Annotated in this window: 17 protein-coding genes, 1 tRNA gene and 2 rRNA genes; 7 read left to right on the top strand and 13 right to left on the bottom strand. The window is 65.5% G+C overall.

What is annotated here, in order from left to right; genetic code table 11:
- Window positions 1-79: 79 nt before the first annotated feature.
- The 3 genes from BN996_RS06035 to BN996_RS20350 all read left to right on the top strand — a co-directional run bounded on the left by BN996_RS06035 (window position 80) and on the right by BN996_RS20350 (window position 5,272).
- Window positions 80-2,992 (top strand): 23S ribosomal RNA (locus BN996_RS06035).
- A gap of 113 nt (window positions 2,993-3,105) precedes the next feature.
- A 5S ribosomal RNA gene (gene rrf / locus BN996_RS06030) occupies window positions 3,106-3,227 on the top strand.
- 488 nt (window positions 3,228-3,715) lie between these two features.
- Window positions 3,716-5,272 (top strand): hypothetical protein, encoded by a 1,557-nt coding sequence (locus tag BN996_RS20350; RefSeq protein ID WP_089777613.1) that lies wholly within the window; start codon window positions 3,716-3,718, stop codon window positions 5,270-5,272.
- A 139-nt stretch (window positions 5,273-5,411) separates the two neighbouring features.
- Here BN996_RS20350 and BN996_RS06020 read toward each other — a convergent pair whose 3' ends face one another.
- Window positions 5,412-5,810 (bottom strand): hypothetical protein, encoded by a 399-nt coding sequence (locus BN996_RS06020; protein ID WP_089777612.1) that lies wholly within the window; start codon window positions 5,808-5,810, stop codon window positions 5,412-5,414.
- Window positions 5,811-5,826: 16 nt separating this feature from the next.
- Window positions 5,827-6,204, bottom strand: a complete 378-nt coding sequence (locus BN996_RS06015) for a DUF8124 family protein (RefSeq protein WP_089777611.1) — start codon at window positions 6,202-6,204, stop codon at window positions 5,827-5,829.
- A gap of 267 nt (window positions 6,205-6,471) precedes the next feature.
- Here BN996_RS06015 and BN996_RS06010 point away from each other — a divergent pair, with 267 nt between their 5' ends.
- Window positions 6,472-7,662 carry a redox-regulated ATPase YchF gene (locus tag BN996_RS06010; RefSeq protein ID WP_089777610.1) on the top strand — a complete coding sequence of 397 codons (1,191 nt, stop codon included), beginning with the start codon at window positions 6,472-6,474 and terminating at the stop codon, window positions 7,660-7,662.
- A gap of 54 nt (window positions 7,663-7,716) precedes the next feature.
- On the top strand, window positions 7,717-8,127 hold the full coding sequence (locus BN996_RS06005) for a hypothetical protein (protein ID WP_042664393.1): 411 nt from the start codon (window positions 7,717-7,719) through the stop codon (window positions 8,125-8,127).
- Between the two features lie 54 nt (window positions 8,128-8,181).
- On the opposite strand, the gene BN996_RS06000 is transcribed toward BN996_RS06005, so the two are convergent.
- Both BN996_RS06000 and BN996_RS05995 read right to left on the bottom strand, forming a co-directional pair.
- Entirely contained in the window at window positions 8,182-8,787 is a 606-nt protein-coding gene (locus BN996_RS06000; protein WP_089777609.1) for a GNAT family N-acetyltransferase, read from the bottom strand.
- Window positions 8,788-8,889: 102 nt separating this feature from the next.
- Window positions 8,890-10,203 carry a 5'-deoxyadenosine deaminase gene (locus tag BN996_RS05995; protein ID WP_089777608.1) on the bottom strand — a complete coding sequence of 438 codons (1,314 nt, stop codon included), beginning with the start codon at window positions 10,201-10,203 and terminating at the stop codon, window positions 8,890-8,892.
- Between the two features lie 364 nt (window positions 10,204-10,567).
- On the opposite strand from BN996_RS05995, the gene BN996_RS05990 reads away from it, so the two are divergent.
- On the top strand, window positions 10,568-11,287 hold the full coding sequence (locus tag BN996_RS05990; RefSeq protein WP_089777607.1) for a helix-turn-helix domain-containing protein: 720 nt from the start codon (window positions 10,568-10,570) through the stop codon (window positions 11,285-11,287).
- Window positions 11,288-11,426: 139 nt separating this feature from the next.
- Here the strand turns inward: BN996_RS05990 and BN996_RS05985 are convergent.
- The 9 genes from BN996_RS05985 to thyA all read right to left on the bottom strand — a co-directional run bounded on the left by BN996_RS05985 (window position 11,427) and on the right by thyA (window position 17,729).
- Window positions 11,427-11,501 (bottom strand) — tRNA-Glu (locus tag BN996_RS05985).
- Between the two features lie 84 nt (window positions 11,502-11,585).
- Complete coding sequence (locus BN996_RS05980) at window positions 11,586-12,743, bottom strand: metal-dependent hydrolase family protein (protein WP_089777606.1); 1,158 nt, start codon at window positions 12,741-12,743, stop codon at window positions 11,586-11,588.
- Window positions 12,744-12,843: 100 nt separating this feature from the next.
- Window positions 12,844-13,683 (bottom strand): MOSC domain-containing protein, encoded by an 840-nt coding sequence (locus BN996_RS05975; RefSeq protein WP_089777605.1) that lies wholly within the window; start codon window positions 13,681-13,683, stop codon window positions 12,844-12,846.
- A complete protein-coding gene (gene psmA2 / locus BN996_RS05970) occupies window positions 13,684-14,442 on the bottom strand; it encodes a proteasome subunit alpha (RefSeq protein ID WP_089777604.1) in 759 nt (252 codons plus the stop codon).
- A 160-nt stretch (window positions 14,443-14,602) separates the two neighbouring features.
- Window positions 14,603-14,785, bottom strand: coding sequence for an HVO_2922 family protein (locus BN996_RS05965; protein WP_089777603.1), 183 nt, complete (start codon window positions 14,783-14,785; stop codon window positions 14,603-14,605).
- 71 nt (window positions 14,786-14,856) lie between these two features.
- A complete protein-coding gene (locus tag BN996_RS05960) occupies window positions 14,857-15,771 on the bottom strand; it encodes a DUF8054 domain-containing protein (RefSeq protein ID WP_089777602.1) in 915 nt (304 codons plus the stop codon).
- 122 nt (window positions 15,772-15,893) lie between these two features.
- A complete protein-coding gene (locus BN996_RS05955) occupies window positions 15,894-16,109 on the bottom strand; it encodes a DUF4177 domain-containing protein (RefSeq protein ID WP_089777601.1) in 216 nt (71 codons plus the stop codon).
- Entirely contained in the window at window positions 16,102-16,734 is a 633-nt protein-coding gene (locus BN996_RS05950; RefSeq protein WP_089777600.1) for a dihydrofolate reductase, read from the bottom strand. The genes BN996_RS05955 and BN996_RS05950 overlap by 8 nt, the downstream gene beginning before the upstream one ends.
- Complete coding sequence (thyA, locus tag BN996_RS05945; protein WP_089777599.1) at window positions 16,731-17,729, bottom strand: thymidylate synthase; 999 nt, start codon at window positions 17,727-17,729, stop codon at window positions 16,731-16,733. Before thyA ends, BN996_RS05950 begins: the two co-directional genes overlap by 4 nt.
- A gap of 116 nt (window positions 17,730-17,845) precedes the next feature.
- On the opposite strand from thyA, the gene BN996_RS05940 reads away from it, so the two are divergent.
- Entirely contained in the window at window positions 17,846-18,424 is a 579-nt protein-coding gene (locus tag BN996_RS05940) for an MBL fold metallo-hydrolase (protein WP_089777598.1), read from the top strand.
- Window positions 18,425-18,430: the final 6 nt, after the last annotated feature.

Here is an 18,430-nt window from a genome sequence, read left to right as displayed (position 1 = left end):
ACCGAGGGGATTTGATGAAACCGTGTGTACGTGCAATCCAGGCGTCCACTGGACCCGTTCTCCGGGTCACAGTGACTATATCAACTGGCTACTGTGCCAGCTGGTGGATAGCTCGGCTCGAGAGCCGATGACGGACGTGCCAAGCTGCGAAAAGCTTCAGGGACCCGCATGGAGGGTAAGAACTGAAGATCTCCGAATGGGAATCCCCACGCAATTGCCTCGCGCAATGGGGAACGTTCCGAATTGAAACATCTTAGTAGGAACAGGAAAAGAAAGCAATCCGCGATGTCGTTAGTAACGGCGAGTAAACGCGATACAGTCCAAACCGAAGCCTTCGGGCAATGTGGTGTACGGACTACCCATAACGGACCTGGATCATACGTGAAGTCTCCTGGAACGGAGCGTGATACAGGGTGAAAACCCCGTAACGTATGAACCAGATCCCGGGGTTGTTCCAGAATAGCGGGGGTTGGATATCCCTCGTGAATTTCGCAGGCATCAACTGCGAAGACTAAACACTCCTCGAGACCGATAGCGAACAAGTAGCGTGAGCGAACGCTGAAAAGCACCCCGAAAAGGGCGGTGCAATAGGGCTTGAAATCAGTTGGCGATAGAGCGACGTGGCATACAAGGTCACTCGACGAAAGAACTGGGAGCGATCCCGTAGTATGACTCAAGTGAAGCCGATGTTACGTCGTGCGTTTTGAAAAACGAACCATGGAGTGCATCTGACTGGCGAGTCTAAGGGGAGAACCCCCGGAGGCATAGGGAAACCGATACGGCCGCAGTCTTTGACCAGGGCCACCGTCTTCAAGGGCGGGGAGCCAACCGGATGCGACCCGAAACCAAGTGATCTACGCCGGAGCAGGGCGAAGCGTGGCGAAAGCTGCGTGGAGGCCCGTTAGAGTTGGTGTCCTACAATACCCTCTCGTGACTCTGGTGTAGGGGTGAAAGGCCCATCGAACTTGGCAACAGCTGGTTCCAACCGAAACATGTCGAAGCATGACCTCTGATGAGATAGTTCGTGAGGTAGAGCGACCGATTGGGAATCCGGACTCCGAGAGGAGTTCGCTTCCCTGTCAAACTCCGAACTTACGAACGTCGTAGACTCAGGGAGTCCGGTGTGCGGGGTAAGCTTGTGCACCGTGAGGGAGACAACCCAGAGCCAGGTTAAGGACCCAAAGTGTGGATTAAGTGTGATTGAAGATTGTCTCGAGCCCTAAACAGCCGGGAGGTGAGCTTAGAAGCAGCTACCCTCTAAGAACAGCGTAACAGCTTACCGGCCGAGGTTCGAGGCGTCGAAAATGATCGGGACTCAAATCCACCTCCGAGACCTGGCGGCGTGTCATACGACACGATTCCGTAGGTTGGCATACTGCATGGGTGGAAGCACGGGTGAGAACTCGTGTGGACCGTGCAGCAACGAAAATCATGGTCTCAGTAGCAGCGAGAGTCGGGTGTGAACCCCGACGGCCTTACGCGCAAGGGTTCCTCGGCACTGTCAATCAGCCGAGGGTTAGTCGATCCTAAGTCTAACCGTAATTCGAATTAGATGAAAGGGAAACTGGTTAATATTCCAGTACCTTCTTGCACTAAACGTCGACGCTTTAGGAAACACCGAGCGGGGCCTTCGCCCCGTCGAATCACCGAAATTCGTGGAAGCCGTAACGGCACGAAGCGAACGAATGGTGAGATAGGGAAACTCGGCGGTACCTAGAGCCCGTGAAAAGACAAGCAAGAAGCTCGTACCGAGATCCGACACAGGTGCGCTGGCAGAGCAAGCCAAGGCCTGTCGGGATCAACCGACGTTAGGGAATTCGGCAAGTTAGTCCCGTAAGTTCGCGATAAGGGATGCCTGCTCTTGACCGAGCAGGTCGCAGTGACTCGGACGCTCCGACTGTCTAGTAACAACATAGGTGACCGCAAATCCGCAAGGACTCGTACGGTCACTGAATCCTGCCCAGTGCGGGTATCTGAACACCCATTACAATGGGACGAAGGACCCGTCAACGGCGGGGGTAACTATGACCCTCTTAAGGTAGCGTAGTACCTTGCCGCTTCAGTAGCGGCTTGCATGAATGGATCAACGAGAGCGTCACTGTCCCAACGTTGGGCCCGGTGAACAGTACGTTCCAGTGCGGAGTCTGGAGACCCCCAAGGGGAAGCGAAGACCCTATAGAGCTTTACTGCAGGCTGTCGCTGAGACGTGGTCGCTAATGTGCAGCATAGGTAGGAGCCGTTACACAGGTACCCGCGCCAGCGGGCCACCGAGGCAACATTGAAATACTACCCGTTAGTGACTGCGACTCTCACTCCTGGCGGAGGACACCGGTAGCCGGGCAGTTTGACTGGGGCGGTACGCGCTCGAAAAGATATCGAGCGCGCCCAAAGATTTCCTCACGCGAGTCGGGAACTCGTGGAAGAGCGCAAGAGCAAACGGAAGTCTGACAGTGACATTCCCAACGAGTGTCGCTGACGCGAAAGCGTGGTCTAGCGAACCTACGAGGTTCATTCATGGGACCCGTAGATGACAGAAAAGCTACCTTAGGGATAACAGAGTCGTCACCGGCAAGAGCACATATCGACCCGGTGGCTTGCTACCTCGATGTCGGTTCCCTCCATCCTGCCTGTGCAGAAGCAGGCAAGGGTGAGGTTGTTCGCCTATTAAAGGAGGTCGTGAGCTGGGTTTAGACCGTCGTGAGACAGGTCGGCTGCTATCTATTGGGGGTGTTAAGGAACTTGACGTGAACGTTCGTATAGTACGAGAGGAACTACGAATGGGTGCCACTGGTGTACCGGTTGTCCGAGAGGGCAGATGCCGGGCAGCTACGCACCACGGGGTAAGAGCTGAACGCATCTAAGCTCGAAACCCACACGGAAAAGAAGTTCCACTGAGGACACTCGTAGAAGACGAGTTCGATAGACTCGGGGTGTACGCAACGAGGCAACGAGTTGTTAAGCCCGCGAGCACTAACAGTCCAAGCCACATTCATACGCACTGAGACCCGAGAACGGGTCCAGGCGCAAACTGGATTGCACGTATACATTGGTACGACGGCCCGACCGATATTGGTATGACAGCGGTTCGATTCCGTTGGTCGGCATTAAGGCGGCCAGAGCGGTGAGGTTCCACCCGTACCCATCCCGAACACGGAAGTTAAGCTCACCTGCGTTCTGGTCAGTACTGGAGTGAGCGATCCTCTGGGAAATCCAGTTCGCCGCCCCCACTCATACAGAGCCCGCTGGACTTCGGTCCAGTGGGCTTTTTTCATTTACAGCGAGCGGACGTCCGCTCGCACGCACACACTCAGAGCGACCGCGTTCTGGTCAGTACTGGAGTGAGCGATCCTCTGGGAAATCCAGTTCGCCGCCCCCACTCATACAGAGCCCGCTGGACTTCGGTCCAGTGGGCTTTTTTCATTTACAGCGAGCGGACGTCCGCTCGCACGCACACACTCAGAGCGACCGCGTTCTGGTCGCGTCTCCTCGTCGTTCGAGAGTGGCAACGCTCTCGCAGCGCGGGGTGCCTCCGCTGGCACCTCGAATACGACGTGGGGGGAGTTCCGATACGAGCCAGTTAGTCGTTCGGTGCGAAACTCGACGAAATCGACAGACGAAGGCCCGATTTCGAACGCGTTGATTGGGGTGAAATTCAGCGAAAACCGGGGTTACGATTGTCCCCTTTTACCGTATCGGGGCCAGAAGGGAGGCTTGCATGCGCGGCAGCAAACACCTTACCGTAGTCATGGTCGTTGCGATGCTCGCCGTCGCGATGGTCCCCGGGACCGTCGGTGCAGCGAGTACCGATGCCCTCCATGTCGGCGTCACGCAGGACGCCGGCACGGGCGACGCGACAGTGACCGTGACACGGAACGAGACGGCCGTCGAGAACGCGACGGTCGTCGTCGAATCGAGCGGTAACTACGCCGGGAACGGAACGTACGCGACAGGCGCGAACGGCACCGTCGACCTCCCCAACCCGCAGGAACGCGTGAACGCGACGTTCACCGTCACCGAGGGGAACAACACGACTAGCACGTCCGTCGTCCTCGTCCCGCTCGACGAGTCCCTCGACGTGTCCGTCGAGGCCGACGACGCCAACGACACGGTAGTCGCCACCGTCACCCAGTACGGTGACGCCGTCGAAGGCGCGTCCGTCATGGTCAACGGGACCGACTACGCCGACAACGGGACGTACGAGACGGACGCGGACGGCACCGTCGAGGTCGCAGAGCCGACGACCACGACGAACCTGACGTTCGTCGCGATGGAGGGTGACCTCACCGCCGAGACGACGGTCGCAGTCGAGGGTGACGACCTCTCGGTCTCCGCCGAGGTTGACGACGCCAACGACACGGTCGTCGCTACCGTCACGCAGGACGGCGAACCCGTCGAGAACGCGTCGGTTCAGGTCAACGGGACCGACTACGCCGGGAACGGAACGTACGAGACGGACGCGAACGGCACCGTCGAAGTCGCGGAGCCGACGACCACGACGAACCTGACGTTCGTCGCGACCGCCGACGGCCTCACCGCCGAGACGACGGTCGCCGTCGAGACCGACGACCTCAACGTCTCCGTCTCGCAGGACGGAAACGAGTCGGTCACCATCACCGTGACCGAGGACGGCGAACCCGTCGAGAACGCGTCGGTCGCGGTCGACGGGAACTACACGGACGCGGGCGAGTACGAGACGGACGCGAACGGTACCGTCGACCTCATCTCGCCGCTGCAGACCGTCACGGTCGACGTGACCGCCGAGTACGACGGTCTCTCCGCCGAGACGACCGTCACCCTGCAGGGTGAGGTCGCCGCGGAAGACCCGTTCGGACAGCTCGTCAGCAGTTTCGTCGAGCGTCTCAAGGACACGGGCAGTGACGGTCCGCTCGGGCAGGCAGTCTCCGACTTCGTGACCGAGAACAACCCGGGTAACGCGGACGACAAGCGCCCGGACCACGCCGGTCCGAAGAACAGCGACGACGCTGACGACGACGGGGACGCCCCCGGGAACTCCGCCAACGCCAAGAACGGCAACGGTGGCGGCCCGCCGGACCACGCCAACAACGACAAGGTGAGCGACGAGGAAGACCAGGAGAGCGACGACGATGAGACCGAGACCGCGGACGACTCTTCGGACGACGATTCTTCGGACGACGACTCCTCGGATGACGACTCCTCGGATGACGACTCCTCGGACGACGACTCCTCGGACGACGACGAATCGAACGGCAACGGCAACGGCGGTGGCCCGCCGGACCACGCCAACAACTAACTAATCGGACACGGATTCCCCACGCATCGAGCGTGGGCTTGGGTTTCAGCCGTCCGCGTCCGGGCGGGTACTGTGGATCAGAGGCACCCCATCCCACTACGTCCCCGACCGTTTTGTCAGAGCCTGACGGTCGGGTTACTCACTCGCCCGACGCGATTTTTTCTATCGAAACGTCACCGAGCGCCGGGTCGACGTCGAACCGTCGAACCGCGAGCCGTGCGCCCGCGACCACGAGGTCGTCGTCGACGCGGGCGGGCGCGCCGCTCGGATACCACGCCGAATCGTCGGACGCGCGGACGCTCGACCGGAGCGACTCGCGGAGGCGACGGTGTGCGAACAGCGTGGAGACGAACGCGAGCGACGCCGCGAGCGTCACGCCGCCGTCGTCGAACGCCGCATCGGTCGCTTCCGTTCTGGCCGTTTCGAGCGCGCCGGCGACGGCCAGCGACTGCCGCGCGTGGTCGTCGTCGGTGAGCGCGCGGCTGAGCGCGGCGTCCTGAATCTCTCGAATCGCGGTCTCAGTCGTGGGTTCGGTCATCTGACGCTGAGTCGGGTCACGCCCCGTCGAGCGGCGGCACGCGGAGAGAGTGGTCGACGACGGTCTCGTCTGGGCGGAGCGTCACCGTGCCGAGGAATACCGTCTCGCCCTCGTCGGCGTTGGTCGCGACGGTCTGGAGCGTCGCCCGCTGGTCGAGTTGTTCCCACGTGACGCGTTCGACGAGGCGCTGGAACGCGTCGGGGTCGGTCCATCCGGAGTCGATGTCGGACGGGACGTTGACCACGAATCGGAGTTCGGTCTCGGTGACGTGGATGCCGACGCGGAACGTGTCCGCGTCGGTCGTGTCGCCCGGCGAGGGGTCGGTGGCCGCCGCGTCGGAGTCCGTGTTCGACGCGGGCGCGGGTTCGCTCGCCGTCTCGTCGGGGCTGGTCATGCCCGGCAGTCGGGGACCTGAAGACAAAGATGCACCGGACGTGAGCCGAAGGGACCGAACCCGGACGCGGAACGGCCGTCGGTTCGCGGGTGCAACTTTGCTCTCACCCGCCGCGAACTCGCCGACGCAGTCGCGTCCCCGGCGCTCGAACCCGGGAGTCGAGCGCGGGAAATCGTCCTCCTCGGCCCCGATAGCGTGTGAATTTCACGCACAGCGAGACGAACGTCGAACGGTTATTAGCGTTCGAGACACCAGTCCGACCAACGAATGAGTTACAAGATCGGTCTCGTCGGAAAACCGTCCGTCGGGAAGTCGAGTTTCTTCAACGCGGCGACGATGAACGACGTGCCCGAGGGCGCGTATCCGTTTACGACCATCGACCCCTCCATCGGCGAGGCGTACGTCCGCGTCGAGTGTGCGGCCCCGGAGTTCGACGAGTCGTGTACGCCTTCGGTCGGCTACTGCGACCACGGGATGCGGTTCGTTCCGGTCAAACTCGTCGACGTGGCGGGGCTCATCCCCGGCGCGCACGAGGGTAAGGGTCTCGGAAACCAGTTCCTCACCGACCTCAACGAGGCGGACGTGCTCGTCCACGTCGTCGACTTCTCCGGTGAGACGGACATCGAGGGCGAGGCGACGGAGGGCCACGACCCCCGCGAGGACATCGACTTCCTCGAAAACGAACTCGACATGTGGTACCTCGGCGTCTTAGAGAAGGGAATCGACCGCTACCGTTCGGGCTACCACGGCGAGGACAAGGACATCGAGGTCGACCTCGCGGAGCAGATGTCCGCGTTCAAGACGAACAAAGACGAGATCAAGCAGATAATCCTCTCGCTCGGCCTAGAGCTCGACCCCGACGAGTGGGACGACGCGGACAAGGAGTCGCTCGCTCGCGAGATTCGGAAGCGGACGAAGCCCATCATCATCGCGGCGAACAAGATGGACAAGCCCATCTCCCAGGAGAACTACGAGGAAATCACGGCTGATCCCGACTACGAGCACCTGACGTTCGTTCCGACCTCGGCGCACGCGGAGAAGGCGCTGAAGAAGGCCGCCGAGGGCGGCGTCGTCGACTACCGCCCCGGCGACGACGATTTCGATATCGTCGGCGACGTGAGCGACGAGCAGGAGGCGGGTCTCGAACAGATTCGCGGGTTCGTCACCGAGTTCGGCGGCACGGGCGTCCAGCAGTCGCTCGAAAACGCGCTGTTCGACGTGATGGGTGCCATCGCCATCTTCCCCGGGAGCGCGAACGGCAAGAGCGACTCGCAGGGCGTCTTCCGGGATTGCTTTATCCTCCCCGAGGGCTCGACGACCGAGGACTTCGCGTACCATCTGCACTCGGACATCGGCGACGGCCTCCTCCACGGCATCGACTGCCACTCGAAGCGGCAAATCGGGTCGGACCACGAACTCACACACCGCGACGTGGTCGAAATCGTCTCGACGAACTGACTCTCTCGGACGCCAACCGCAACACCGTTATATCCGTGGCTGTAGCACCCGGGTATGGGTGAGGCCGAAACGACGGCCGCGACACTCGACGTCGAGATTGGGGGACTCGGCGGCGAGGTGACGCTGGCCGACTTGTTCCCGTCGTCGTGGGTCGAGTCGCATTGTCAGGCTGCATCGATCAGTGAATTCCTCGAAGAGAGCGGGTTCGCGGTCGAAGATCAGGACTCCTTCGAGTCGATACCGCCCCACGAGTGGGACCGGTACGTCGAGTCGAACACCGAGTTCGACGACTGGCAGGGGATGCTCTCCGCCGGCGTCGAGCGCTACGTGCTCGAACAGGCGAGGGCCGGCGAACGGGCGGCCGATACGGCCGACGAGGTCGAAACGGTCGACGAGGTCGATACGACCGACGGAAGCGATTCGACGGATACCGAGGTGGAAGACTCCCTCGAAGCCGGCGTCTGAACGCGCGGGCTGAACCGGGAGACGTGGGGACTCCGGTTTGGGAGGGACTGCTTGCTATGCGCTGTCTTCGACGAGCGCCGCACCGCGTGCGAGCGCATCGTCCCACCAGTCACGTTCGCGAGCGTCGGCGACGGACAGCGGCGCATCGGGGTCGTCGGGTCGGTCGCCGAGGTCGAGACTCCACCACTCCACGTCGTGCCACGCGTCGCGTTTGTAGCCGACGCGCTCGAAGCGGCCGACGCGTTCGAACCCGAACGACTCGTGGAAGTCGATGCTCGCGGGGTTCGGCGTCGTGATGACGGCGACCGCGGAGACGTAGCCCTGTCGTTCGAGCAGGTCCAAAAGCGCCGTGTAGAGACCGCGAGCGACGCCGCGGCGCTGGAAGTCCGGGCGGACGTAAATCGATGTCTCGACGGTCCACTGGTAGGCGATGCGCTCTCGTAACGCGCCGGCGTAGGCGTAGCCGGCAACCTCGCCGTCGAGTTCGCAGACGAGCCACGGGTAGTCGGTCTTCTTCTCCAGTTTCGATTCGAGGTCCGCGACGCTCGGCGGGTCGTATGCGAACGAAATCGCGGTGTCTTGGACGAACGGCGCGTAAATCTCTCGTATCGCGGGGAGGTCGGACGGCGTCGCCGCGCGGAGGCGGACAGGGACAGTCATGACACAGGTGGAGTCGCGCGGAGAGAAAGAGGCGACGATGGCGGCGGGCCTCGCGGGTGCGGCCGGTCCTGCGTGCGAGGCGGTCTCGTGAGCGGGGGGCGCTCAGTCGCTCGTGGGTGCCGCGTCGAGGCCGTCGGCGACCGCCCGCGCCCGCTCGCGGATGTCGTCGGCGTCCGCGCGGACGTGTTCGCCCCCGTCGTAGAGCACGTCGCCGTCGACCATGGTGAACACCACGTCGTCGCCGTGGGCGGCGAACACGAGATGCGACAGCACGTCGTGGAGCGGCGTCGCTCGCGTGCGGTCGGTGTCGATGCCGACGATGTCGGCTTTCCACCCCTCGCGGAGTTCGCCGACGCGGTCGAAGCCGGCGGCCTTCGCGCCGTTTCGGGTCGCCATCTGGAAGACGGTTGCGGCGGGCGTGCTCGTCGGGTCGAGCGCGTCGACCTTCTGGAGGAGGCTGGCCTGCCGCATCTCGGTGAAGGGGTCGAGCGTGTTGTTACACGGCGGGCCGTCGTTGCCGAGCGCGACGTTGATGCCGCGGTCGAGGTAGTCCGGAACCGGCGCGATACCCGACGCGAGCTTCATGTTCGACGACGGGCAGTAGGTGACGTGCGTGCCGGTCTCGGCGAGCACCTCGCGCTCGGACTCGTCGGTGTGGACGCAGTGGGCCAGCACCACGTCGTCGCCGGTGATGCCGACTTCGTCGAGCCAGTGGATGTTGCGCATGCCCGTCTCCGCCTCGACGGTGGCGATTTCGTCGCGGTTCTCGCTCGCGTGGGTGTGGATGCGGACGCCGTCGTACCGGTCTGCGAGTTCGCGGACGCCCCGGAGACAGGCCTCCGAGCAGGTGACGGCGAACCGCGGCGTGACGGCGTACCGGATGCGGCCGTCGAAGCCGTCGTGATAGCGCTCGATGAGGCGCTCGGACTCGTCGAGGCCGGCGTCGGTGTCTTCCTGTAATCCCTCGGGGGCGTTCGTGTCCATGAGCACCTTCCCGATGCGCCCGCGGATGCCCATCTCGCCCGCGGCTTCGAACGCCTCTTCGGCGTGTCGGACAGAGAGGTGATCGACGACCGTCGTCGTCCCGGACTCGATGCATTCGAGGTAGCCGAGTTCGGCGGCGACGCGCATCCCCTCGGCGTCGAGGCCGGCCTCCATCGGGAGCACGTGGTCGAACAGCCAATCCAAGAGCTCGGTGTCGTCGGCGATGCCGCGGCCGAGCGACTGCACGGAGTGAACGTGCCCGCCGATGAGTCCGGGCGCGACGATACCGAACTCGCGTCGCTCGTGGTCGGGGTACGCGTCAACGAGGTCCGCGTGCGCTCCGACCGCGACGATGCGGTCGCCGTCGACGACGACGGCACCCTCTTCGATGATGGTGGCCGCGTCGGCGACCACCGTTCCCGCGAGTAACATCCTCGTGCGGGTAGACGACCGGTCGTGAAATAGGTGGTGACCCGGTCGCCGTCCGAGGTTGGTTGGAGTGAACGGTTGCGGTCGGTGGTGGAGCGGGGACGGTCGGAACCGTCCCCGCGAGCGAGCGGCCCGCGCGACCGTACGTTCTCGAATCGCGGGTGGACCCCGCGTCTGCCGTGTCGCACCGGTGTCCGCTCGCTGCGTCTTCCAGTCCGTGCCAAATATCCCTCACGATTTCGTTAGCACCTGCTAACTCCGGCCGGAGAGGTGGTGACGAAGACGAATATAGCCCGGAAGTGGCCTCGAAAACGACAGATGTCGGATTAGTACATGCTAAGTCGCTCCGCGACAGAACGAAGACCGAATGCGCGAGTTCGAATTCGTCGTTCGCTTTTCCGAGGGGACCGACGAACTGATGGACCTGTTTTACGAGTACCCGAGCCTGCGGTCCCGGTCGTCGGTCTGTTCGTCCACCGAGGACGTGATGTGGCGGGTCGACCACGTCGTCGGCACGCCGGAGGCGCTGTCGGCGTTCGAGGGGGTGTTCACCGACGAGACGCGGTGCAACGAGTGCCTCGACGCCCCCGACTGTCACACCCACCGCGACTACCACGTCCTCGACCGCTCGGACAACTCGATGACCGTCTACACCTACCGCGAGGAGGTGAGCGACTGCCACTCGATTCCCCGGTACGTCCTCGAACACGTCGGTCCGGGCGTCATCTTCGAGTCGTCTCGCAGCGCGGGCGCGTATCGCTGGCGCATCCTCTACCCGGGCGACCACCCGCTCGGCGAACTGTACGAGACCATCGAGGCGCAACTCAGGGAAGGCCTGCAACTGGACGTCGAACATCTCACGAACGCCGGCAACTGGGACGCCGAGGCGCGCATCGCGGCCGACCTCTCGGCGGCCCACTGGGAGGCGCTCGAAACCGCCGTCGAACACGGCTACTACGAGCGCCCGCGGCAGGTGACCGTCGAGGACCTCAGCGGGGTGCTCGACGTGCCGCGCTCGACGGTCCAGTACCGGTTGCGAACCGCCGAAGACCTCGTGATGTCGCAACTCGGCGACCCGGAGGCGTAACCGGCGGCCGATGCCACTCCGTCGGTTCGAAGCCGGAACGACGACGGACGATAGCGGGAACGCTCGTCGGTCGAACCCTTCGTCGCATTTCGGAACCGAACACGCTCGCTGTCGCTCGCGGTTCGGGGATTGAGAGAAGTGCTCCGTCAGGGATTCGAACCCTGGTCATCACCGTGAGAGGGTGATATGATTGGCCGGACTACACCAACAGAGCACGTTGGTACATCCTTTCGTATTGCTCGTGATTGTAAAAGGTTGTCGCTTCAAATCGGGTGTGATACCGACTGCCGTGTTGCGATTAGACGACTCGCTCGCCCTCGCGGTACACCTGCCGGACCGTCCGCCACGCCCCCGCGTCCTCGCTCGGGTCGGCGTCGAGTACGACGAGGTCCGCGACGTAGCCCTCGGCGACTTTCCCCGCGTCGTCCAGTCCGAGGAGGTCCGCGCCGCCGACGGTCGCGGCTTCGAGGGCCTCGGCGGGCGACAGTCCGTACTCGACGAGCAGTTCCATCTCGCGGAGCGCGTTCTCGCCGTGGTCGTTGAACGGCGTGCCCGCGTCGGTTCCCATGGCGATTTTGACGCCGGCGTCGAGCGCGTGTTCCCACGCGACTTCGAAGCGCTCGGCGGCGTCTTCGGCCTTCGCGACCGCCTCCGGTGGGATGCCGGCCTCGACGCCCGCCTCGACGATCTCCCGAACCGCCGAGGCCGTCGGCACCCAGTACGTGCCGTGTTCGACCATGAGCGCCGCGGCCTCCTCGTCCATGAACATCCCGTGTTCGACGCTCGAAATCCCCGCGCGGGCGGCGTTCTTGATACCCGCCTCGCCGTGGGCGTGGGCCGCGGTCGGGACGCCCTTCGCGCTCGCGGCGTCGACGAGGGCGCGAATCTCCGCTTCCGTGAACTCGGGCGCGCCCGTGACCGCGCCGGTGGTGAGGACGCCGCCGGTCGCCATGCACTTCACCACGTCTGCGCCGCGTTTCAGCTGCTCTCGGGCGGCCTTGCGAACCTCGTTCGGGCCGTCGGCCTCCCGGCCGAACCAGTGGCCGTGGCCGCCGGTCATGGTGACGTTCTCCCCGGCGGCGAGGACGCGCGGCCCGTCGAGTTCGCCGTCGGCGACGGCGGCCTTCGCGCTCGTCGCGAGGTCGCCGGGCGAACCGAGGTCGCGGACGGTCGTGACGCCCGCTTCCAGCGTCTTCTGGAGGTTGGCCGCGGCCCGATAGCAGGCGCGTTCGACCGGTTCGGACTGGTAGGCGGCCACGTCGGGGCGGCCGTCCATCATGAGGTGCACGTGGGCGTCGACGAGCCCCGGCGCGACGACCGAACCCGAGAGGTTCCGCGTCTCGCCTTCTGTCTCGTCGCCGACGGACGCGATGCGCCCGGTCGACTCGTCTATCACCACGTTCGCCTCGCGGGCCCCGTCGGCGTCGACGACCCGCACGCCGGTCAGCGTGAACATGCCTCTCTCAACCGAGGCAGACGACGTAAAGCCGCGGGTGTCGGCGAGGTGGAACCGCCCGACTGCGGGGCGTTCGAACGCGACGTAAAAACTGACCGACTCACTCGGGGACGACGTCGCCGACGGTGACGACGTCGCCGACGGACAGCGTCTCGCCCCACGACGACTCCGGGACGGCGGTGTTGACCATGAGTCGGAAGTCGTGGTCGAACCAGTCGCCGCCGGACCACTCGGGGAGCGCCTCCCGGCGCTTCGTCATGAACGTCGTCCGGAAGTCGGGCGTCTCCTCGCCCGTGTCGGGGTCGCGGCTCGGGACGACACAGCGCTGGCAGGGGTTGACGCCCTCGAAGGCGACCCTTCCGACGCTGAACTCGACGACCCTCCCGCGCCGGTCGAACAGATGGTCCTCCCAGAACGGTTCGGTCGCGTCGAGGACGAGGTTCGGCCGGAGGCGACGGCGCATCTCGCCGCCGTCGACGCCGTCGAACCACGAGGCGACCGCGTCGAGCGTCCCCGTCGAGATGACCGTCGGCCCGCTGGCCTCGGTGTCGTCGGGGAACCCGCCGGCGGGGTCGCGGCGGAGTTCGACCGGGTAGCCGAAGTACTCAGAGAGCCAGCCGTCGGCCTCGTCTATCGGGCCGTCGTAGTCGTCCATCTCGGGGGCCGAGAGTTCGACCGTGCCGTCGGCGAGCGAGACGGCGCTTCGGATGCGGTGGACCGCCCGTTCGCGCTTCCCGTTGACGTACTCGCCGTCCTCGTCGAACATCGCGTACTCGCGGTCGCCGCGGAGCCCGCCGTTCTCGACGATGTCGGCGGCGTCGACGAACTCGGCGTCGAGCGACTTCACCGGATACACCGCGATGCGGTCGAGCGTCACGGCCGCCGCGCCGGCGGTCGTCGTCGCCGGCGAGCCGTCGTCAACCGGGCTCCCGTCTGTCATCTACTCCTCGCTTTCGCCCGTCTCGTCCGCGTCGTCGGACTCGGCGTCCGCGGTCGCGTCGGCGAACAGCTCGGCGATGGTCTCCTCGTCGACGATTTCGTAGCCCGCCTCGGAGACGGTGACGAGGTTCAGCTCGTCGCTTTCGATTTCGTCGTCGGCCGCGACGAGCGCCTCGACGGCGAGCGCGAGGCCGTCTTCGAGCGACAGGTCCTCGGCGTACCCGTCTTCGAGGGCGGCCTGTACGTCCTCGCGGTGGCCGCCGATGGCGACCGCCTTCCACTCCTGGGGCGTCCCGGACGGGTCGGTCGCAAAGAGGCGACCCGAGCCGTTCTCGACGCCGCCGATGAGGAGCGACGCGCCGTACGGGCGGGTGCCGCCGGACTGCGTGCTCTCTTGGATGTTGTCGGTGATTGTCTTCGTGAGCGTCTCGACGCCGATGGGCTCGCCGTAGCGCAGGTGCTCGCGCTGGGCGGTCGTCCGCGCGAAGTCGACGAGCTTCCGCGCGTCGGCGACGTGGCCGGCCGTGGCCGCGCCGAGCGCGTCGTCGAGCTTGTGCAGTTTCTCGATGCTTTCGGCTTCCATGAGGTCCGACGGGGTCGACCGGAGGGCCGCCAGCACGACGCCGTCGGCGGTGCGGACGCCGAGCACCGGCGCGCCGCGCTTGACGGCCTCGCGGGCGTACTCGACCTGATAGATGCGACCGTCGGGAGAGAAAAGCGACGTCCCGCGGTCGTAGGCCTGCTTGTCGTTTCGGTTCATCGTGCGACCTCCTCGCTCGCGTCGGCGGCGTTCGTCATTACTCTCTGGTCAGTCCCGGAGGCGGAAAAAGCCTCCACACCCGGCAGCGGTGTGGGGTTCACTCTCGAATCGGCGGCCGTCCCGCGAACGCACGGCGACTCGGAGGCGCAGTTCCCCGGAGCTACTCCTCTATCACGGCCGCGTCGGGCGCGTTCCGCTTGACGCTCTCGATGCCCTGTTTCGCCTTCTGCTTCGACGCGTATCCCTCGCCAGAATCGGCGAGGATATTCCCGTTGTCGTGGACGAGCCGCCATCGGTACTTGTCCGCCGCGTCGACGAACACCTCGAAGTGCGCCTTGCTCATACCGTGAAATTGCTGTCAACGAACAAAAGTGTACTTGCGAGCGTCGCGGCGGACGCGTCGGCCCGGTCGCCTCAGGCGGCTTCGGGTTCGAGCGACTCGGCGTCGACTTCCAGCAGTCGCGCCTCGCAGTCCTCACAGCGGACGGCGAGTACTTCCCACGACCGGCAGCACGACTCGGCGGTCTCCGAGCCGAACCGGACGTCGCCGCCGCAGGTCGGACATCGGTCGAGGTAGATGCGGACCCCCCTCGCCAGCGCGCTCCGCTGCTCGGCCGTCAGGCGGTCCCAGTCGTCGAGGCGACCGTCGAGGGTGGCGTCGGCGGCCACGTCCGCGACGAGCGCGCCGTCCGACTCCCATGTGCCGAGTGTTGTGCCGTTGGCCATCGCCACGACCCACCGGCTCCGAGCCCGGGATTCAAGCGTGACGTCGGCCTCGTCGACGCCGGTCATGCGGGCGAGCCACCGTCGCGCGACGTCCTCGTCGGTGCGCGCAATCTCGTCGTTCCACGCCGATTCGAACGCCGGTGCGAGGCGGAGTTCGTCGCCGCTCTCGTCCAACTCCAACGCGCCGGCGTCCATCAGGGCCGCCTCCACGTCGAACGCCGCGGCCGACGCGCCATCGCCGTCTAACTGCCCCGTTTCGACCTCCTCGCTCGGGGATTCGGCGTCAACGTCGTCACCGGCGGCCGGCGCGGATGCGGCGGCCCCGACGTGGGCCGGCGTCGGCTCCTTGTCGAACCACCGGAGGACCCGGTCGGGGAAGTACGTCTTCGTGAGCGTCGGCGTGCCGGGAATCAGGTAGCCGCGGAAATAAATCGCGCCCGCGAAGAGGGCGAACGAGACGAGCGCGAGCGGCGGCCACGCGACGCCGAGCAACAGGCTCAACGCGGCGGCGATGACGACGTTCACGATGGTACACGGGGTACACCGGTTCTCGCCGGTGTACTCGGGTTGGCGGAGTCGGTCTGCGAGTGTCGAGGTTGTCATGGCGGGCGGGAAAGCTTCGTTCCCTCCTATGAGGTCGTTCGCGTCAATAAAGCTACTCGTGACACGTCGCGGGGAGCACGGGTCGTTCACGAGTGTCGCCGCGAGACGCGACGCCCGGCGTCTCAGCGCGTCGGCCGCTTGAACACGAGCGCCGTCTGCCCGCTGTTCGCGCCGGCACCGCGCGAGTCGGAAATCGTGTCCACGAGCTCCCACCCCTCGCCGCCGAGGGAGTTGAGGGCGTCTTCCATCGGCGCGGTATCGCCGCTGAACAGGCCGCCGTCGGCCGTGCGGACGATTTTGTACTCCCACTCGCCGCCGGGGGCGGTGGGGTCAGTCATCGGACTCCTCCGGGTCGCACTCGGCTCCACCGGCCGCGGCGGGGTCCCCGCGTTCCCGGCGCTCGTACGTGACGAACGAGAAGCCGTCGCGGTCGTCGCGGGCGGTCTCGACCCACTCCTCGCGGTCCCGTTCGGGGAACCGCGTGTCGCCCTCGTGGGCCGCGTCGAGTTCGGTGAGAATCAGCCCCGCCGCGCGGTCGAGGAACTGCTCGTAGACGGTCGCGCCGCCGACGACGTACACCGTCTCGACGCCCATCTCGGCGGCCGCGGCCTCGGCGGCGGCGACCGCGGAGTCGACCGAATCGACCGCTTCAGCGCCCTCGGGGAGGTCGAGGTCGCGGGTCGTCAGCACGACGCTGTGACGGTCCGGAAGCGGGCCGCCGAGCTGGCGGGCGATGCTCTCGTAGGTCGTGCGACCCATCACGACCGGGTGACCGGTCGTCGTCCGCTTGAAGTGTTTGAGGTCCTCGGGGAGGTGCCACGGCATGTCGCCGTCGCGGCCGATGACGCGGTTGTCGGCGACGGCGGCGACGAGGACGAACCGGACCGCGGCGTCGGTGGCGGTGGCGACGTCGGCCGCGGGGTCGACGGCGGCCCCAGACTCGCCGGACTCCTCGCCGCTCATTCGGCCACCGCGAAGCGAATCCCGTCGGCCGGGTCGTAGTCTCGGAGGACGATGTCCTCGAACGAGAGTTCTTCGAGCGGCACGTCGGCCACGTCGAGCGCGGGGCGCTCGCGGGGTTCGCGCGAGGCCTGCAGGAGCAGTCCGGGAACGTGGTCGTAGTCCTCCTCGCCGTCGGCCTCCTCGGGGGCCGCGTCGAGGAGCCACTCGCGCACGTCGAGGTACCCTTCGGGGGACTCCACGTCGGCGAGGCGGGACTGGAGTTCGTCGAGGTGGTCGCCGTACCACGCGCCGCGCTCGCCCGTGCCGCAGTAGACGTGGGCGTCGACGATGGTGTGGGCGAACGACCCGAGTTCGAATCCGGCGCGCTGGGCGACGACCTGCGCGAGGATGGCGTACGCCGCGAGGTTGAACGGGACGCCGAGCGCGATGTCGCCGGAGCGCTGGGTCAGGTGGAGGTTGAGTTCGTCGCCCTGCACGTTGAAGACGAACGTGTAGTGACACGGCGGAAGCGTCGAGACGGCCGCGTTCGCGGGGTGCCACGCGTTGATGACAAGCCGTCGGGAGTTCGGGTTCTCTTCGAGCGTGTCGAGGACGTACGCGAGCTGGTCGAACGTCCCCTCGTCGTTCATCCAGCGGTGGTCGTCGTCGGGCCACGCCTCGCCCGAAAGCTCTTCCTCGGGGACCGGGTAGCGCCGCCAGAACCGACCGTAGGCCGTGTCGAGGTGGCCCTCCTCGTCGGCCCACGCGTCCCAGATGCCCGTCTCCTCGCGGAGGGTGCGGATGTGCTCTTCGCCCGAGAGGTACCACAGCAGTTCGTGGATGAGCGAGTTCCAGCGGAAGCCCGAGAGGTCCTTGGTCGTGAGCAGCGGAAAACCCTCCTGTAGGTCGACGGTGTAGTGCTTCGAGAAGCCCGAGATGGTGTCTACTCCGGTCCGATTGGGTTTGTGTCGCCCGGTGCCGAGAACGTCTGTCACGAGGTCGAGATATTGGCGCATGAGAGGTGCCCTGATTGGCTGTTGGTCGTGGTCGGACCATACTAAACTTCCCCGTATCAGCGCGGATTTCCGCGACGCCCACAACACCGAATACCCCGCTTTTCGTACCTGTGCCCATGATTCGCAACCTCGCAGGGGATATCCGGGCCTTCACGAGCAATGTTTTCCTCGTCGACGGCGAGACCACCGCGCTCGTGGACGCCGGCGCGAACTTCGACGTGGTGCCGAAGGTCCGGGAGGTCACCGACTCGCTCGACGCGGTGTACCTCACCCACACGCACCCCGACCACATCGGAAACGTGGACGCCGTCCGCGAGGCGTTCGACGTACAGACGTGGGGCTACGACACCGGCAACCTCGCCGTCGATAAGCGTATCGACGACGGCGAGCGCGTCCAAATCGGCGACGACGTGTTCGAGGCGGTCCACACACCGGGGCACAAGGACGACCACCTGTGCTTTTTCTCCCGCGGGTCGGGCGTCTGCTTCGCGGGCGACCTCGTTTTCGCCGACGGCGGCTTCGGCCGAACCGACCTCCCCGAGGGCGACCGCGGCGCGCTCGTCGAGAGCATCGACCGCCTGCGCGAGGTCGTCGGCGACGACCTGACCGAACTCCACACCGGCCACGGCCCGAGCGTCACGACTCGCCCGAGCGAGGACCTCGAACTCGCGGCGCGCGCGGCGCGGACGAGGTGAGTCGCC

This window comes from Haloferax massiliensis (assembly GCF_001368915.1).
Lineage (GTDB): Archaea > Halobacteriota > Halobacteria > Halobacteriales > Haloferacaceae > Haloferax > Haloferax massiliensis.
Note: the sequence above shows the minus strand (reverse complement) of the source record. Positions and strands in the feature narration are given on the sequence as shown.

Excerpts from the sequence above, each read along its gene's own strand:
- BN996_RS05965 (WP_089777603.1), bottom strand. The coding sequence starts at position 14,785 with ATGAGCAAGGCGCACTTCGAGGTGTTCGTCGACGCGGCGGACAAGTAC.
- BN996_RS06020 (WP_089777612.1), bottom strand. The coding sequence starts at position 5,810 with ATGACCGAACCCACGACTGAGACCGCGATTCGAGAGATTCAGGACGCC.
- BN996_RS06005 (WP_042664393.1), top strand. The coding sequence starts at position 7,717 with ATGGGTGAGGCCGAAACGACGGCCGCGACACTCGACGTCGAGATTGGG.
- BN996_RS05950 (WP_089777600.1), bottom strand. The coding sequence starts at position 16,734 with ATGAGCGGCGAGGAGTCCGGCGAGTCTGGGGCCGCCGTCGACCCCGCG.
- thyA (WP_089777599.1), bottom strand. The coding sequence starts at position 17,729 with ATGCGCCAATATCTCGACCTCGTGACAGACGTTCTCGGCACCGGGCGA.
- BN996_RS05995 (WP_089777608.1), bottom strand. The coding sequence starts at position 10,203 with ATGTTACTCGCGGGAACGGTGGTCGCCGACGCGGCCACCATCATCGAA.
- BN996_RS05980 (WP_089777606.1), bottom strand. The coding sequence starts at position 12,743 with ATGTTCACGCTGACCGGCGTGCGGGTCGTCGACGCCGACGGGGCCCGC.
- BN996_RS05990 (WP_089777607.1), top strand. The coding sequence starts at position 10,568 with ATGCGCGAGTTCGAATTCGTCGTTCGCTTTTCCGAGGGGACCGACGAA.
- BN996_RS05955 (WP_089777601.1), bottom strand. The coding sequence starts at position 16,109 with ATGACTGACCCCACCGCCCCCGGCGGCGAGTGGGAGTACAAAATCGTC.
- psmA2 (WP_089777604.1), bottom strand. The coding sequence starts at position 14,442 with ATGAACCGAAACGACAAGCAGGCCTACGACCGCGGGACGTCGCTTTTC.
- BN996_RS05960 (WP_089777602.1), bottom strand. The coding sequence starts at position 15,771 with ATGACAACCTCGACACTCGCAGACCGACTCCGCCAACCCGAGTACACC.
- BN996_RS06015 (WP_089777611.1), bottom strand. The coding sequence starts at position 6,204 with ATGACCAGCCCCGACGAGACGGCGAGCGAACCCGCGCCCGCGTCGAAC.
- BN996_RS05975 (WP_089777605.1), bottom strand. The coding sequence starts at position 13,683 with ATGACAGACGGGAGCCCGGTTGACGACGGCTCGCCGGCGACGACGACC.
- BN996_RS06000 (WP_089777609.1), bottom strand. The coding sequence starts at position 8,787 with ATGACTGTCCCTGTCCGCCTCCGCGCGGCGACGCCGTCCGACCTCCCC.
- BN996_RS05940 (WP_089777598.1), top strand. The coding sequence starts at position 17,846 with ATGATTCGCAACCTCGCAGGGGATATCCGGGCCTTCACGAGCAATGTT.
- BN996_RS06010 (WP_089777610.1), top strand. The coding sequence starts at position 6,472 with ATGAGTTACAAGATCGGTCTCGTCGGAAAACCGTCCGTCGGGAAGTCG.
- BN996_RS20350 (WP_089777613.1), top strand. The coding sequence starts at position 3,716 with ATGCGCGGCAGCAAACACCTTACCGTAGTCATGGTCGTTGCGATGCTC.